The 16,647-nt window shown below is 34.5% G+C and carries 17 protein-coding genes and 2 tRNA genes; 5 read left to right on the top strand and 14 right to left on the bottom strand.

Annotation, left to right across the window (positions count from 1 at the left end):
* Window positions 1-10: 10 nt before the first annotated feature.
* The 6 genes from IEV72_RS12670 to IEV72_RS12645 form a co-directional block, all read right to left on the bottom strand.
* Window positions 11-1,549, bottom strand: coding sequence for a PH domain-containing protein (locus IEV72_RS12670; protein ID WP_188459492.1), 1,539 nt, complete (start codon window positions 1,547-1,549; stop codon window positions 11-13).
* Window positions 1,542-2,075 carry a PH domain-containing protein gene (locus IEV72_RS12665; protein ID WP_229731921.1) on the bottom strand — a complete coding sequence of 178 codons (534 nt, stop codon included), beginning with the start codon at window positions 2,073-2,075 and terminating at the stop codon, window positions 1,542-1,544. The genes IEV72_RS12670 and IEV72_RS12665 overlap by 8 nt, the downstream gene beginning before the upstream one ends.
* Window positions 2,076-2,077: 2 nt before the next feature.
* The gene (locus IEV72_RS12660; protein ID WP_188459491.1) at window positions 2,078-2,665 is read right to left on the bottom strand and encodes an SPOR domain-containing protein; all 588 of its coding nucleotides are present in this window, start codon (window positions 2,663-2,665) and stop codon (window positions 2,078-2,080) included.
* A gap of 310 nt (window positions 2,666-2,975) precedes the next feature.
* Complete coding sequence (locus IEV72_RS12655) at window positions 2,976-4,316, bottom strand: hypothetical protein (RefSeq protein ID WP_188459490.1); 1,341 nt, start codon at window positions 4,314-4,316, stop codon at window positions 2,976-2,978.
* Between the two features lie 82 nt (window positions 4,317-4,398).
* Window positions 4,399-5,232 carry a 1,4-dihydroxy-2-naphthoyl-CoA synthase gene (locus IEV72_RS12650; RefSeq protein WP_188459489.1) on the bottom strand — a complete coding sequence of 278 codons (834 nt, stop codon included), beginning with the start codon at window positions 5,230-5,232 and terminating at the stop codon, window positions 4,399-4,401.
* A gap of 12 nt (window positions 5,233-5,244) precedes the next feature.
* Window positions 5,245-5,766: a cysteine dioxygenase gene (locus IEV72_RS12645; protein WP_188459488.1), complete on the bottom strand. Its 522-nt coding sequence runs from the start codon at window positions 5,764-5,766 to the stop codon at window positions 5,245-5,247.
* A gap of 89 nt (window positions 5,767-5,855) precedes the next feature.
* On the opposite strand from IEV72_RS12645, the gene IEV72_RS12640 reads away from it, so the two are divergent.
* Window positions 5,856-7,226: a pyridoxal phosphate-dependent decarboxylase family protein gene (locus IEV72_RS12640; protein ID WP_188459487.1), complete on the top strand. Its 1,371-nt coding sequence runs from the start codon at window positions 5,856-5,858 to the stop codon at window positions 7,224-7,226.
* Here IEV72_RS12640 and IEV72_RS12635 read toward each other — a convergent pair.
* The 7 genes from IEV72_RS12635 to IEV72_RS12605 all read right to left on the bottom strand — a co-directional run bounded on the left by IEV72_RS12635 (window position 7,223) and on the right by IEV72_RS12605 (window position 13,066).
* Window positions 7,223-7,780 (bottom strand): thioredoxin family protein, encoded by a 558-nt coding sequence (locus IEV72_RS12635; RefSeq protein ID WP_188459486.1) that lies wholly within the window; start codon window positions 7,778-7,780, stop codon window positions 7,223-7,225. The genes IEV72_RS12640 and IEV72_RS12635 overlap by 4 nt on opposite strands.
* Window positions 7,781-7,828: 48 nt before the next feature.
* On the bottom strand, window positions 7,829-8,245 hold the full coding sequence (locus IEV72_RS12630; protein ID WP_188459485.1) for an arsenate reductase ArsC: 417 nt from the start codon (window positions 8,243-8,245) through the stop codon (window positions 7,829-7,831).
* An 11-nt stretch (window positions 8,246-8,256) separates the two neighbouring features.
* Window positions 8,257-9,267 carry an ACR3 family arsenite efflux transporter gene (gene arsB, locus IEV72_RS12625; protein ID WP_188459484.1) on the bottom strand — a complete coding sequence of 337 codons (1,011 nt, stop codon included), beginning with the start codon at window positions 9,265-9,267 and terminating at the stop codon, window positions 8,257-8,259.
* A gap of 3 nt (window positions 9,268-9,270) precedes the next feature.
* The gene (locus IEV72_RS12620) at window positions 9,271-9,759 is read right to left on the bottom strand and encodes a DUF6428 family protein (RefSeq protein WP_188459483.1); all 489 of its coding nucleotides are present in this window, start codon (window positions 9,757-9,759) and stop codon (window positions 9,271-9,273) included.
* Between the two features lie 11 nt (window positions 9,760-9,770).
* On the bottom strand, window positions 9,771-10,103 hold the full coding sequence (locus IEV72_RS12615) for an ArsR/SmtB family transcription factor (protein WP_188459482.1): 333 nt from the start codon (window positions 10,101-10,103) through the stop codon (window positions 9,771-9,773).
* 128 nt (window positions 10,104-10,231) lie between these two features.
* Window positions 10,232-11,785 (bottom strand): OmpP1/FadL family transporter, encoded by a 1,554-nt coding sequence (locus IEV72_RS12610; RefSeq protein WP_188459481.1) that lies wholly within the window; start codon window positions 11,783-11,785, stop codon window positions 10,232-10,234.
* A 24-nt stretch (window positions 11,786-11,809) separates the two neighbouring features.
* On the bottom strand, window positions 11,810-13,066 hold the full coding sequence (locus IEV72_RS12605; protein ID WP_188459480.1) for a hypothetical protein: 1,257 nt from the start codon (window positions 13,064-13,066) through the stop codon (window positions 11,810-11,812).
* Window positions 13,067-13,203: 137 nt separating this feature from the next.
* On the opposite strand from IEV72_RS12605, the gene proS reads away from it, so the two are divergent.
* The 4 genes from proS to rpsT all read left to right on the top strand — a co-directional run bounded on the left by proS (window position 13,204) and on the right by rpsT (window position 15,179).
* Window positions 13,204-14,682: a proline--tRNA ligase gene (proS, locus tag IEV72_RS12600; RefSeq protein WP_188459479.1), complete on the top strand. Its 1,479-nt coding sequence runs from the start codon at window positions 13,204-13,206 to the stop codon at window positions 14,680-14,682.
* Window positions 14,683-14,744: 62 nt separating this feature from the next.
* Window positions 14,745-14,816: transfer RNA gene (locus IEV72_RS12595), tRNA-Glu, on the top strand.
* 22 nt (window positions 14,817-14,838) lie between these two features.
* Window positions 14,839-14,910 (top strand) — tRNA-Glu (locus IEV72_RS12590).
* Window positions 14,911-14,927: 17 nt separating this feature from the next.
* Window positions 14,928-15,179 (top strand): 30S ribosomal protein S20, encoded by a 252-nt coding sequence (gene rpsT, locus IEV72_RS12585; protein WP_188459478.1) that lies wholly within the window; start codon window positions 14,928-14,930, stop codon window positions 15,177-15,179.
* 630 nt (window positions 15,180-15,809) lie between these two features.
* Here rpsT and IEV72_RS12580 read toward each other — a convergent pair.
* Window positions 15,810-16,647: T9SS type B sorting domain-containing protein (locus tag IEV72_RS12580; protein WP_229731918.1), on the bottom strand; the 838-nt coding region annotated here is incomplete at its 5' end.

Genomic DNA, 16,647 nt, shown 5'->3' with positions numbered 1-16,647 from the left:
TTAAAATCTTTTAAATCCAACCTAGTTTTGAAGATTCAACTTTGTATAACATAAAGTTGAAAAGTTCTACAGCTTCATTATAATTAATATAAGGAATACTTTGGCTTCCAGAAGCCGTATATATAATTAAGTCTGCATGACCATTAATACGTTGAAAAATACTTCGTTTGAGTTGAACAGACTGAATTTTATACAGCGCTACAAACTCACTCTTTGTATTGATTGAACCTGAGCCAATTTTAAGCAAATGTTCATTTAATCCAACATGGCTTTTAGAAACTATTTTATAATTCAAGAAAGTAAAGCCAATCAGTCCTAAAAATGCAAAAACAAAGCCTGCAATGGGGTTTATAAAAAAATATCCTGCAATACCAAAACCAACCCAGATTACAATTTGTTTCCAAAATAAAACAATCATATACCTAAAGCTTGTTTGTGTTTTTGCAAATTTTTGTTGAAAGGGCAAATCGAATATAGCTTCAAAAAATTCTTCAAATTGAAGCGAAGTTATTCCCACTAAACCAATTTTTTGCTTTTCAGTTATTTCTGAAGCAGAAGCTTGACTTACAAACACATTATTAATTCCGAATAAACGCAAGATTGGATTATACTCAAAACTAACAACTTGAGTTTTATTCTTTTTTATAACTTGATTAATTCGTTTCAATAAGCCATAAGACACTTCAAAGTTGTCTTTAATGCGAATCACTTTTAAATTGAAATATTTAATAACTTGTAGTGAAACGGTAAGTAAAAAAGCAAGCATTGTAAAAATGAAAACTACCAATGCTAAAAAACTTAATGTTTCTGGTACACGATGCACTAAATCTTCTTCAAAATCAACTTCAATAAAATTACTCAAAACATCATTTACAAAATTGCCAATACCACCAATAAAAAGCGCAAGCAACCCAAAGCCTTTTAAGTAATTTGAACTTAAACCCACTTTCAACAATCTGCCAAAAGAGAGATGCAACAAAGTAGATGCTTCTTTCTCTTGCGTTAAATCTTCTTGTAAAGATGAATTTTGTGGCGATGAATCTTCTATTGAAGAAATTGTTTCATCGCTGTGCACAACTTCTTTCACTTCATCCAACAAAGCTTCCTTTAATGCGTTTGCAGTTGCAGAATCTAAAGCTTTAATTTTAATTTCGGATGCGCTTTCGCCAGCTGTTTCAATCTGAAAACCAACTACCCCAAAAATTTGCTGAAGGATATTTTGTTGAATATTGATATTCTGAATACGGTGAAAAGGAATTTCTACAACACTTCTTTTAATCACTCCTTTTTGAACAATAAAAGCACTTTTATGAATTTGAAACTGATATTTTAAATAGGACAAATAGGAAAAAACAAATTGAATAATAACCAAGACAATTATGCCAGCAATTAAATATTCTTGGTAATTATTTCTGAAGTTTTCGCTTAAAAAAGGAGCAAAAATGGCATAAAAAAACCGTTTGAATTGCTTGGCGATATCAGCAAAAAAAATGAGAAAAATTCCGTTGAAGGATTGGCGCTGTAAAACTGAAAAATCGATATTACTCATCTTCGTCTTCAGTTACTTGTAGAACTTTAGCCTTTAGTTTTTCAGCAACATTTAAATGCAAGCCACTAATAACCAGATCTCCAGTTGAAGCTCCTGCAGTATAAAGTTTAAGAGAATATAAATTAAGAAGCCTGAGCACAGGTCCTTGTTTAATTTCCACATGTTGAATTCGCTTAAAGGGAATTACGGTTTCCTTGAAAAAGAAAAATCCCTTTTGAAAAATAATGTCTAACTCTCGAATACCAAATTTGCGTTTTGGAAAACCCTTACCTATCTCAATAGCACTAAAAACAATAATTAAAGAGAAAACTATAGCAGCAATTTTTAAAATAATTCTTGGGAAATCTTCTATGAAATAATACAGACCTGAAATTAATCCGGCAAAAAAAAGACTTAATAGAACTAGATTTAACCACAGTAAAATCTGATACTTTTTGGCAATAGGTTCTAATTTTGCATCTTTAAAATCAGGAAGCTCATCTACTGATATAGATAAATTTGAAAACTCGATAGACTTATTATTCATATTTAAAATTCAGCGTCAATACGTTCACCATCTTTATATTTTCCGACAAATGCATCTCTAAAATTTAACTGACGTACAATTTTTCGTAGTTGTTCAGCATCAGCTTCGGTTTCAAAAACACCTAGGGTAAATAAATTAAAATCTTTATAATTTGCATTTCGAACAATACTAAAACTATCTGAACTCAATCGCGTATTAAACTTTTTAAAAGCACCTAACTGAACAGCATAAAACTCATTTAAATCTAACGGATGATTATTATTTTGTTGTGCTAACTCTTGTTCCAATTGGGATATTGAAGTTTGGTAAGTTTCAATTTCAGATTTTTTCACTACCACTTCATCCGATGCAATTTCAGTACCTTGTTCTATTCCCAATATATCGGGTGCTCCAAATGCAATTGCCAAACATGCTATGAGTAAAATAAGGCAAATTAAAAATCCGACTAAAAAGCCTTTCTTTTTGTTGTTGGCTTCTTCTACTTCATTTTGCAGACGTTTTTGATTAGCCTGAGTGGTTTTTAAATTTTTTTCAGCTAAAGCGGCTTTATCTTTAAGGCTTTGTAATTCTTCTTCGGTTAAAACTGGCATGATTAATATTTTTTATAATTCTAGAAAGTAAAGTTAGTAAATATTTTAAGTTATTGAATAATACAGCAATAACATCTCAGCTAAATTAATATTGTGGTGCACCGGCTAACTAATTATTATTTAGCCCAATTTTTGTTGTTTAGATTTTGTCGTATAGTTTTATTCAGATATTAAAAATAATTCTACAACAAAAAATAACGAAAACTGTAAATTATGTTCCTTTAAAAATTTCAGTTTTTTGTAAGTTATAAATTTTTGCAAGAAGCTATACATTAATAACTTAAAATAAGTTTTGATTATTACATGAAAGCTAAAAATCCTTCGGGAACCTTCTAAACTTAACTAAACCGTAGTGACTTGCTCCTGTAAAACCATATTCATCAAACATATTTATTGTATTTCCGTAACCTTGTTTATTAGAATAAAATATTATTTCCCAGCTATTACCATTATCAGTACTAATATATTTAGATTTCCAATCAATTGAAGATTTAAATCTATATCTATGTAGTATGAATTGGTCTTCTCCTAAATATTCAATGGCAATACGTCCATCCCCATCAAATGGGAAATTAACATCATAAGTCGTCCAAGTTTCGCCATAATCATTGCTTTTATATATTTTTTGTTCTGACTCTAGATAAAATCCTGCATTATTATTAATAAATGCAGGCTTAGCCCTAGTTGTGTTTAAATGGTATCCTGCTGTATGATTCAAATTTCCATTAAAAGCGTTGAAAACAACTTCTCCATTTTTTATTTTATATATACCATTAGTTTGCAGAATTAAAATTGAACCATCATTTAAAAGTTGAAAACCATTTGTCCAATATTCTTCAGATAAATAAGGAGTATTGTTTAATTCAGGGTATAAGTCTAGAAAAGCAGTTGCTGTACCATTTAATATTTGAAACATTTCATCTTCTACATTCATAAAATATGCTAAACTATCAGATACAAACTTAAAGTCCTTTATATAATCACCGGTACCCAAATTTAAATCAGTACGGTTTATAGCATACTCAAAATTTGTACTATTTGTATCGTCATTAAAAGAGTGTATGTGAATATCATTATGCCACCTGTTTATTATATATCCACTGTATTCATTAACATAGTAATAATTCGAATAATCTCCATAATATGAATACTCGTCAAAGTTATACATAGGCAAACTTCTATAGTTACTGAAGTTATCAGTAAGTTTAAATCTCTTATTAGATGGATTATCATAACAAAAAGCAATATCATCATTTAAAATTTGCTTTACTTCAGCTGATCTATAAATAGTGCCATTGTAAAAACTACTATAAGGTATATAGCCATATAACTCCACATCAATAGGGTCTGTTAATGAACTAAAATAAATGGTTGCCTTTTCATGAGGTAATTCAGGCACTATAAACCTGATTTCTGTTTCTGTTTTTGAAATAATTTCAGCTGTATTACTAGTATTTCTATCCGATTCTTGATTTCTAAACACAATAGTGCCTATTCGGTTTAAATTTTTTCCTGTCAAGAAAAGTGTATCTCCTATAAAAGTTTGTGTTGAAGACAAAGAATTAACAGTTAAAGTTGGTTGATCATCATCCGAGCAACCAAATATGAAAAACAGGATTAATAATTTTGAACAAAATCTAAAAATTTTCATTACTTGTGTTTAATAATAATTTATTTAAAGAAAAGTTATTTATGTATATTCAATAAAAAAATACAGATGCTCAATCACAAAATTACGGTATCCACTTAATTTTACTAAAATCGGGCTTCCGTTTTTCTAAAAATGCATTTCTACCTTCTTTGGCTTCATCTGTCATATAAGCTAAACGCGTGGCTTCACCAGCAAAAACTTGTTGACCAACCATACCATCGTCAGTAGCATTGAAAGCAAATTTCAACATTTTTATGGAAGTTGGCGACTTAGCTAAAATTTCCATTGCCCATTCGTAAGCGGTTTCTTCTAATTTTTCATGTGGAATTACTGCATTGACCATTCCCATCTCAAAAGCATCTTGAGCAGAATAATTTCTGCCTAAGAAAAAGATTTCTCTAGCACGCTTCTGCCCTACCATTTTAGCTAAATAAGCCGAACCATAACCACCATCAAAACTAGTTACATCGGCATCGGTTTGTTTAAAAATAGCATGTTCTTTACTCGCCAAAGTTAAATCGCAAACCGTGTGTAAAGAATGTCCACCACCTACAGCCCAACCGGGTACAACAGCAATAACTACTTTAGGCATAAATCGAATTAAGCGTTGCACTTCCAAAATATTTAGTCTAGGCATGCCATCCTCATCTACATAACCTTGAAAACCACGCGCATTTTGGTCGCCACCACTACAAAACGAATACACGCCATCTTTAGGCGAAGGACCTTCCGCAGAAAGCAGTACAACGCCAATGTTTACATCTTCTCTTGCATCTAACAAAGCTTCAAAAAGTTCGCCTACTGTTTTAGGACGAAAAGCATTTCTTACTTCAGGGCGATTAAAAGCAATTCTTGCCACACCTCCCGATTTCTTGTAGGTAATATCTTGGTATTCTTTAACGGTTTTCCAGTTCATATTGAAGTTGAATTAATTTTTTGTAAGTGAATTTTCTGTATCGTAACTCAAAGATTTGGCTATAAATTCATCATCATCTTCGTCGTAAATCGTGCATTCATCAATCGGACCCACATACAAATGTAGCGACATGCTCCTGCCTTCTGCAATATTATGAAGCGAATGGTAACCCAATTCGTCATTCATATAGGATAAACCTTCTTTTTCCATTTTAAATTCATTTTTAAAAGAAAGTTCATCTTGATAAGTAAAGCGCTTTTCGTGCAATTTTCCTTTAGCGAGATACACCCAACATTCTTCGCCACCATGGCAATGAATATCGGTTTCTTGGCCTTCTTCCCAACACAACAAAATCAATTCATAATCATCGGTCCGGTCGATGCAATTTCGGGTGTAAGCAGAAGAATCCCATGTAGCAAACTCCATCAATTCTTGAGCAGGAATCTGCAAATGTTGGGCAATATTTTTATAATCTTTGCCTTTGCAATTAGGCAAAAGGTGTAATAAATCTGAAAGTGAATCTATGGTTTGCAAAACAATAAGCTTTTTAAAATGATGCTAAAATCGGGACTTAAGCCCAATAAATTCTATATTTTCGTAAATATAAATTCATTACCAAAGTTATGCAAGAAGACTTACGCTTATTTCATCAAATCGCAGAAAAATTATTCCAAGAAGAAGAAAATAATCCAGTGGTAAAACCCATTCCTGCAGACCAAGTTTATGATGAATTTAATTTGCATTTAAATGAAGAAGGCATCTCGCAGGATGAATTTGCTGAATTAATTGAAAAAGTGGTATTAAATACTCCACGAACTTCATCAAAATTATTTTTTAATCAATTGTTTGGCGGCAGAAATACCAAAGCAACTTTAGGCGAATTGTTAGCAGTTTTGTTGAATACTAGTATGTATACCTACAAAGTTGGCGGACCACAAGTAGGCATTGAAAAAGCCATTTTACAGGAAATTTGCAAACTGATTAACTATCCTGAAAATGCAGGTGGAACTTTTGCTCCTGGTGGAAGTATGAGCAACTTCATGGCCTTATTGATGGCTAGAGATGTAGCCGACCAACACATCAAAAAAGAAGGAGTTAGCAAAAAAATGACTTTATATACCTCAGCTGAATCGCATTATTCTACTCAAAAAAATGCGAGTTTTGCTGGTATTGGCACACAACAAATCAGAAACATCGCTACCGATGAACTAGGTAAAATGATTCCAGCTGAATTTGAAAAACAAGTACAACAAGACATAGCAAACGGATACACTCCTTTTTTTGTGAACATTACAGCAGGAACAACCGTACTTGGTGCTTTTGATGAAATTAAAGCACTAGACAAAATCGCCAAAAAATATAAAATTTGGAGCCATGTGGACGGTGCCTATTGTGGAGCAGTTTTGTTTAGCGAAAAATACAAGCACTTGATCAAAGGTGTGGAAAATGTAGATTCGTTTAGTTTTAATGCACACAAAATGCTGAATACGCCGTTGAGCAGTTCCATCATAGTAACCAAAAACAGATTCAATTTACATCACTCTTTTGCCTGCGATGCGAATTACTTATATCAAACCGATGGAGATGATTTCAATTTAGGGAAAACTTCTTTGCAATGCGGCAGAAGAAACGATGCTTTAAAATTCTGGAGTCTCTGGAAATCGGTTGGCACTAAAGGGCTGGAAAAAATGGTAGACCATCAATTTGATTTAGCGGAAACAGCGAGAAACTACATCAAAAACAACGAAGATTATACTTTATATAGCTATGATGAATCTGTTTCAGTTTGCTTCAACTATAAAGATTTAGACCCTAAAGTCTTGTGCAATTTACTTTATGAAGAAGCCAAACTCATGGTAGGCTACGGAAACTTTAAAGGAACCGATTTTGTGCGATTAGTTACGATTAACAGCAACAATTCTGATGAAGAAATAGTGAATTTCTTTAAAGTGCTAGAGAAATTTGCTGTGCAATTGGAAGCGGAACAAGTCTAACTCTTCCACTTGATGTTACACCCCATACTAGGCTTTTGAATTTTTGGTGGAGCTTGATTGTTTCGAATAGCATCAAGTGCTTCGCGAATATTTCTACCTGAAATAGGAATACCGTTTTTAGGACGAGAATCGTCTAATTGTCCACGGTAAAACAATTCATCTGCATCATCAAATACATAAAAATCGGGTGTGCAAGCTGCTTGATAAGCTTTGGCCACTTCTTGATGTTCATCGTATAAATAAGGAAAAGGATAGTTCAACTTTCGGGCATATTCGAACATTTTGTCAGGATGGTCTTCTGGGTAATTGTCCACATCATTGCTAGAAATAGCGACAAAGCCAAAACCTAGAATGCGGTAATCGTTGGCTAGGCGAACAATTTCTTCGTTAACGTGCTTTACATAAGGGCAATGGTTGCAAATAAACATCACCACCGTTCCGTTTTTGCCTTTTACATTTTCAAAAGTAAACTTCTCTCTACTAATCGAATCTGTTAAATGAAATTCGGGAGCTTTCGTTCCCAAAGCTAACATGGTGGAAGGAGTTAATGCCATTTGTTTTTTTAGCTAATTTACATGAATATCTAAAAAAACGAACAATAATTAAACAAATTTTGATGCAGTAAAATCCAAGCTGTATTGCTTAATCATATCCCGAACTTTTCTGAATTCGTTCATGATTTCTTCATCGCTTCCTGTTGCTTTGGCTGGATCGGGGAAATTGTAATGCAAACGCTCTCCTTTTCCGATAAATAAAGGACATTTTTCTTTAGCATGGTCGCAAACAGTGATGATGTAATCGAACTCAACGTTGTTGTATTCATCTACGTGATTGGAAGTATGCGAAGATAAATCGATGTTTTCTTCCTTCATCACTTCAATGGCTTTTGGATTTACTCCATGCGTTTCTACACCTGCGCTGAATACTTCTGCTGTTCCTTCTAAAAAGGTTTTCAAAAAACCATGGGCAATTTGGCTTCTACAGCTGTTGCCTGTACATAAAATTAATACTTTCTTCATTTTAAAAATATTTAATACCGCCATTTATTCGCAATGGCTACTAAGGATAACATTACGGGAACTTCGATTAAAACGCCGACTACAGTGGCTAAAGATGCACCAGAATTCAGTCCAAATAAGGAAATAGCAACGGCTACAGCTAATTCAAAGAAATTGCTAGCACCAATCATGGCTGAAGGTGCACAAACACTGTGTCTCAACTTGATGTACCTTCCTATAAACCAAGTGATAAAAAATATAAAATAAGTTTGAATGGTCAACGGCACTGCAATCAGCAAAATATGGAAAGGATTATTCAATATTTTGTCTCCTTGAAAAGCAAAAAGCAACACCAAAGTGGTAATTAAAGCTACCATAGACACTGGCTTCAACTTAGCGATAAACACCGTGGTAAACCACTCCTTTCCTTTAGATTTGATTAAAAATGTACTGGACAAGTAACCTGCCAGCAAAGGAATGACCACAAAAATTAAAACCGAATACAATAAGGTATCATAAGGAATTTCGATGTTAGTAACACCTAATAAAAATCGCACAATCGGAATGAATAAAACCAATAAAATCAAATCGTTTAAAGAAACTTGCACTAAAGTATAATTGGCATCTCCTTTGGTTAAATACGACCAAACAAAAACCATGGCCGTACAAGGTGCAGCACCTAAAATAATAGCACCAGCTATGTATTGTTCAGCTTCTTCTGGATGGAGATAAGCTTCAAAAATCTGATCGAAAAACAACCAGGCAAAAAATGCCATGGTAAAGGGTTTCACCAACCAATTGATAAAGATGGTTAGCCCTAAACCTTTGGAATTTTGCTTGATGTTTTTTAAAGATGAAAAATCAATTTGAACCATCATCGGGTAAATCATCATCCAAACTAAAATAGCTACAGGAATGTTTACTTTAGCAACTTCCAATTCGCTTAAAAACTGAATGGAATCGCCTGCTATACTTCCTAAGCCAATTCCAGCTAAAATTCCTAGTGCTACCCAAAGACTTAGGTATTTTTCGAATTTTCCCATGACTTAGCAACATCCTGAATTAGGTGCACAAGCTTGCATTTTTTCTTGCAATTCCGAAAGCTTCATTTTGGGTTTCTTATTGGGTAACTGTTGCTCTGGAATACCACAGCTATCTTTTGCCAAACAATCCGTTAAGGTGCTTATTAAGTGAAACTTTCCATCTGCAAAATCCAAATGATATTTTCCAATGGTATCGCCTTGGTATTCTACTTCCACTTCTAAATCTTCACTAATTCCAAGTTTTTCTTCTGAAAGTGAAATGATGTTTTTCAATTTTTTTGGCTCTAAACGGTGGTCGATATCTTCGGCTGTCCACAATTGAAAATTGACTGTTTTTTCATTACGAATAGTACCGCCACAATCGATAAAATCACGTTGTACCAAACCTACTTCTGTTACATGAAAATGCAAAGGCACATTTTCGCCATCAGGCAAGTTGAAGATTAAGGATTCTAGATTTTCTAATTGTTGTTTGACTTCTTTTAATTTCATGATATGTATTTTTAACAGCACATTGATTTAAGTGCTACTTCTTGATGAATAAAATTTCCTAAACTATTTTTTAATTCGTTCCATTTTTCTGGATTCAAACAATAACAAGTAGATGGACCTTGAACGGTGCCTTGAATGATTCCTGCTTTTTTTAATGCCAATAAATGTTGGCTAACCGTTGACTGTGCTAGGCCTAAATCTTCTACAAAATCGCCACAAACACAAGTTTCAGTTTGCAACAATCGATTAATGATAGTAATTCGTGCTGGATGTGCAATTGCTCTAGCAAAGTTGGCAATGGCATTGGCTTCTTCAGTAAAAAGTCTTGTTTTTGTTGTACCCATAACTATATTTTGGACAAATATAGTAATTCATCGTAATATTACGATGAATTAAATCAATAAAAAAAGCCTGAATTAATTTCAGGCTTTTTTCAAAACAATCATAAAAATCAAACAAACAACAATTTATTTTAGAATTGAAATGCTAAACTCAGCATCAAATTATTAATCGTATTTTCTACATAAGCTCTACTCTGAAGTCCAGTTTGAACAAAATTATCATTTCGTTCAAGATAAGTCCTTCTCCAAGCGATATCTAAAGTTGTGCTACCAAAGTTATAGCCTAAGCCTAAAGAAAAACCATTTGTATCACCAATTGTCATTCCTTGGTAATTAGTGCCTGTAAGGTTTCCACTAGAATTATTAGAAACAGGAGCCGAATAAGGACTTTCTGCAAAATGATAGCCACTTCTAAAACTATATTTTCCTAATCTATATTCTCCTCCAATATTAAAATTATGTGTAGCTTGAAAAACATTATCTATTTGAAAGTTTAAGTCTTCAAAGCCTCTTGAAGTAAACCGCTGATTACTATAATCTTGATATGTGTAATCCATACTAAGAAGTCCATTTTTACCAAATATATAAGCAAAACTAAAGGTAGTTTTCATCGGGCTACGAAAATCATATGCTGGGAAAAGAACTACAACATCAGGAAATGCGGTGATATACTCATTTTGAGCTTGAGAAAATGTCTCTATACCTTGAACTATTTCGTCTTCAATCCTGAACCAAGTAGGAGATTGATAAGATAAACCTATTCTAACTTGTTCAACAGGTTTATAAATTGCTCCAAATTGTAATGAAAATCCAGAGCCTCGGGTTCGTAGGTCGTTTTCATAATAAACTTCACGAATATCACCAGGCCCATCATTAGTCTCTAAATAGGAAGAAAACCGATCGTAATTTATAAAGTGAAAATTAAGATTCATCCCTAAATAAAGCTTTTCATAAAGTTGAGTACCAAGATTGAATGCTACATGACCATTCAAACCACTTTCTCGAGTTATTATATCGTTGTTGTAAAGTGAAGAATTTGTGTTGGAAATAAAAGTAGAATTATCTTGAGCGCTTGGGTCTATTAAAAAAGACTCGTAAGCCAAATAAGCTTCTTGAGCAGCGAAGCCAAAATTCTGACCTAGATTTCTGTAAAAGTTTGAGAAATTCTGATTATTAGGCGTAAAATCATTAACGGTAAAACCATTGGCTCTCTCTACAAAATAATTTCCAATAGTCTCTTCTGTAGAACCGAATGAAGAAAAACGAGCATCATGATTAAATGTTCTATCGTAATTGATTCCAAATGTAATTTTATTTACTGGTGAACCTTGATCATTGTTTCTAAAAACAAAAACAAGTCCAGCTTGTGACATATCAAAATTTCTTCTTCGAGTTTCATCAGTCTGGGCTGAAAGCGTTCCAAATCTAGTGCTTACATTATTAAAATTTTGATCTAGACTAAATGCAGCATGATTTGTTAAAAATACAGCAGAACCTGCTGGATTAATTTTTAATGAAGACAAATCACCACCTAAAGCGCCAAAAGCCCCGCTCATTCCAACAAATCTTGCAGTACCGGTTAACTCTTGCCTAGAAAAACGGTAAGCATCATTTAAGTCTTGAGCAGCTGCGTCAATAGACACAGCGCTCAAAATACTTAGTAATATAATTTTTATGAGTTTCATATATTTTAATTTGTAAGAAAACAATTATCTTCTTCTACCTCCTGATCTGCTTCCACCGCCGCTTGATCTTCCGCTGCTACTTCCACTACTTCTTACGCTTCCGCCACTACTTCTTGAAGTAGATGTTCTTGTACTCGAACGTGTATTAGTGCGAGTTGATCTAGTATTTGCTCTAGTATTGCTACTATTACTACTTCTAGCATTACTACGAGATGTAGAATATGCTCTGCTATTAGCTCTAGCATTTACACCATTAGAGTTTCTCACTCTACTCATGTTACTTCGTGTTCTCGCAGTATTTCCTCTAGAACTTCTTGCAGTACCACGTGTATTAGACGTTCTCACATTACCACGAGTAGACCTAACATTTCTAGAACTAGAGATACCACGAACATTTGCACTACTTCTAGAATTTCTGCCTCGAATATTTCTATTACTTCTTACATTATTACTACTGCTCCGTACATTATTATTACTTCTAACTCCTGAAACATTTCTATTGCTTCGACTGTTATTAGCGTATGCACCACGGTTATTGTTAAATCCAGCATTTCTGTAACCTCTATTGTAAACATATGGATTATATAAACCAGCGTAACCCCAGCCTGGACCATAAAAACCGCCGCCCCAGCCCCAGCCTGGACCGTAAAACCCACCCCAGCCAGCACCCAAGCCGTAACCGAAGCCCCATCTAGGACCATAAAAACCGCCCCAACCCCATCTTGAGCCGTAGAAACCACTACCCCAACCTGGGCCGTAAAATCCACCCCAAGGTGAGAAAAAAGGATCATAAAAACCAGCGCCCCAGCCTACACCCCAATTGCCTCCACCATAAAAGTTGATGTTAACATTAGAAGGATTGCTACCCCATCCTGCATTTGCCTGAGATTGACTTGCGTAAGTAACATAATCTGTACCATCATCATAGTAATAATTATCATCTTGTTGGGCAGCAGATTTTGTAGATGAATAATTATCTACATCGGTAACAATATCCGAAGATGTAACTCCTCTAGCTTGTTCAATTTCTTCACCTTGTTGTCTAAAATAATTTGAATAATCTGTATTTGTAGTGCTAGAATTTTGCTTAGCTACTTTATTCTCTGCAGCTTCATTAGCTTTAGGTTGAGCAGTTCGTTGATTCGATATGCCTGCTCGAGATTCATTAACTGAATTACTGGTTCCACCATAAATACCATCACTTGGAGTACTTACATTCTGAAAAGAACCGCAAGAAGACATAAAAACCACTGCCAATACACTCCATCCGAGTGTTTTCATTTGAAATTTAAGATTGTTGACTTGCATAACTTGTGGTTTTAAATGTTTAACTTATTACAAATTTACTTAGTTTTGCTTCCAAAACCTAAGCATTAGTATTAAAACAATATTTGTGCCAAAAACATCAAACACCAATAATGAGTAAAAGCTTAACAAAACGTTCAGAAGATTATTCCAAGTGGTATAACGAGTTGGTAGTTAAAGCCGATTTAGCTGAAAATTCAGCAGTCCGCGGTTCTATGGTAATCAAACCTTATGGTTATGCTATTTGGGAAAAAGTTCAAGCCCAATTAGATAAAAGATTTAAAGAAACAGGACATCAAAATGCATATTTCCCCCTGTTTGTACCCAAGAGTTTATTTGAAGCTGAAGAAAAAAATGCAGAAGGATTTGCTAAAGAATGTGCTATTGTAACTCATTATCGTCTAAAAACTGACCCTGAAGACACAAGTAAATTAATAGTTGACCCTGAAGCTAAATTAGAAGAAGAGTTAATTGTAAGACCAACTTCTGAAGCTATTATTTGGAGCACATATAAAAATTGGATTCAATCCTATCGTGATTTACCTATACTAATCAATCAATGGGCAAATGTGGTTCGTTGGGAAATGCGTACAAGATTATTCCTACGTACAGCAGAATTTCTTTGGCAAGAAGGACATACCGCTCACGCAACTCGTCAAGAAGCTATTGAAGAAACAGTAAAGATGAACAACATCTATGCTGAATTTGCAGAAGAATTTATGGCAATACCAGTCATTAAAGGTAGAAAATCTGAAAGTGAAAAATTTGCTGGTGCTGAAGAAACTTATTGCATTGAAGCATTAATGCAGGACGGAAAAGCACTTCAGGCTGGAACATCTCACTTTTTAGGACAAAATTTCGCCAAAGCATTCGATGTGAAGTTTACAAATCAAGAAGGCAAACAAGAATTGGTTTGGGCAACAAGTTGGGGTGTTTCAACCCGATTAATGGGAGCGCTAATTATGACACATAGTGATGATAAAGGCTTGGTTTTACCTCCCAAACTTGCTCCACAACAAGTTGTTATTGTACCTATTTATAGGTCTAACGAGCAATTTGAAGAAGTTAGTAAAGTAGCAAAAGAAATTCAGACGAAGCTTCAAAATGCTGGAATCAGTGTAAAATTTGATGATCGAGACACCCATAAACCTGGCTGGAAGTTTGCTCAATACGAATTACAAGGAGTACCATTACGTATAGCCATTGGTCCCAAAGATATAGAAAATGGAACAGTTGAACTTGCAAGAAGAGACACGCTAACTAAAGAGTTTGTAGCGCAGGAAGAACTAACCATCAAAATACAAAATCTATTAGTAGAAATTCAAGATAGCTTATTCTTTAAAGCAAAAGCATTTAGAGACGCAAACATTACTGAAGTTGACACTTTTGATGATTTCAAAAAAACCTTGAAAAATAAGGGAGGTTTTATATCTGCTCACTGGGATGGCACCACAGAAACAGAGCAAAAAATAAAAGAACTTACAAAGGCTACCATTAGATGTATACCTGAAAACACTAAAAATGAGTTAGGGAAATGTGTATTTACAGGAGCTGCATCACAGCAAAGAGTTTTATTTGCTAAAGCTTATTAATTTTTTTGTGTAAAGTCTTTGTAAATACTAAAAAAGGATTATTTTTGCATCCGCAAATTAATGGTCCGTTCGTCTAGTGGTTAGGACGCCAGGTTTTCATCCTGGTAACAGGGGTTCGATTCCCCTACGGACTACAATAAATAAATAAAAACAACTGGTCCGTTCGTCTAGTGGTTAGGACGCCAGGTTTTCATCCTGGTAACAGGGGTTCGATTCCCCTACGGACTACAATAAATCAAATAAAAATGGCAAATCACAAGTCAGCATTAAAGAGAATTAGAAGCAACGAAGCTAAACGTTTACGAAACCGTTATCAACATAAAACGACTCGTAACGCAATTAGAAAGTTGAAAGCTGCAGAATCTAAAGATGAAGCAAATAAGCAACTTCCAATGGTTATTTCTATGATAGATAAACTAGCTAAGAAAAATATTATCCACGATAATAAAGCTGGAAATCTTAAATCTCAATTAATGAAGCACGTAGAAGCTTTATAAATTGCTGAATCTTCATAATAAAGTTAGCTCCAATTTTTGGGGCTTTTTTTGTTTATATCAATTCAAGAATCTGTAGTTGCATTTTATACTACGTTTCAACAATTGCCACTTTTTAAGCTGAAACCTTCCATATTCATTAAATATTACTCAAAACTAGTTTTCGGTTTGCTAATTAGTTTAACTACGTTTATTAAATAAAATAATTTAACTAAATGAATTAAAAAAGCTAATTAATCTTAAGGCAGCATTAACCCGCTTTTCGTTTTTACGCTTCCCTCTTCAGCATTATTTTTATGCAATTTGCTAGAGCTTCTAAAGTCGCTCTACAAAATGCTAAAAATATAAGCTTCAGCTGTGCAGGGTAATCACTACAATCGGTAGCTGAAATCTAGTAACCAGATTTTTTGTAATCTGTGAAACAAAACGGTGAGCTCGCGGATTTGTGAGTTCGCGGATTTGCAATCCGTGAAAAAAAAACATCACCCAAAACGTGAGTTCGCGGATTTGCAATCCGTGAAACCGATATACGGCATCTGTTTGTGTTTAGTTCTGCGGTTGCTTAATACAATAATTCTATTTCTCAGGCATGAGATACCACATCAAGTGTGGTATGACAGTTAATTTTGTAATTTATCTTTTTAAAGTAAAATTCGCTTTAAACTCTTTTCTAACTCCACTTGATGGTTCTTCATACTGAACACTGAACCAATAATCGTTTCCTGGTAAGGCTTTTCCGTTATAGGTGCCATCCCATCCTGGACTACTTGGACTGAGTTGTTTCAGCAATTTACCATAGCGGTCAAATATATAAATTTTAGCATTACTTTGATTGGCTAATCCAATAATATTCCATCGGTCGTTGTAACCGTCTTCATTTGGAGTGAAGAATTGGGGGTAATCAATCAACGAAACAGGGATTGTTACTTCTCCACAACCGCCTACATCTCTTCCGCGTACTACTCGGTCGCCTGCTTCTAAATCAGTGAAGATAATGCTTTGTTCTCCTTCGGATAAACTTCTCCAAGGTCCGTTGTCTATCGAAAACTCATAATTGCCATCGTCTTGAATGTTGGTTACCTCTACACTATGGCTCCCATCAAAGGCTTGACTCAATACATTCACTTCAAAATCCGGTCCATTGCTTTGAATGATTTCGGCTGTGCTTGATGCTTGACAGCTCGTCAAGTTGTTGGTTAAATCGGTTACCGTTACAGTGTATACTCCTGGTGCTTGTACTGCGTAAGCTGGGCCTGTAAAAGCAATTGGGTTTCCGTTGAGTGTCCATTCAAAAGCGTAATCTTCTTCACTGAGTTCGGTGTCTAGTATCGGTGGTGAGAAATCCGTTTCAATCACTTCACCAGTTTGGGGGTCAATACATACAATCGCTCCATCCATGTCTGTAATGTCTACTAGTGGTATTGGATTGACTCTGATTTCAAAGCTTTGCTGTTCAGCTGAGCTACAGAAG

Origin of the sequence: Psychroflexus planctonicus, from assembly GCF_014640195.1 — a bacterium.
GTDB lineage: Bacteria > Bacteroidota > Bacteroidia > Flavobacteriales > Flavobacteriaceae > Psychroflexus > Psychroflexus planctonicus.
This window is presented reverse-complemented; position numbering and strand designations above follow the sequence as displayed.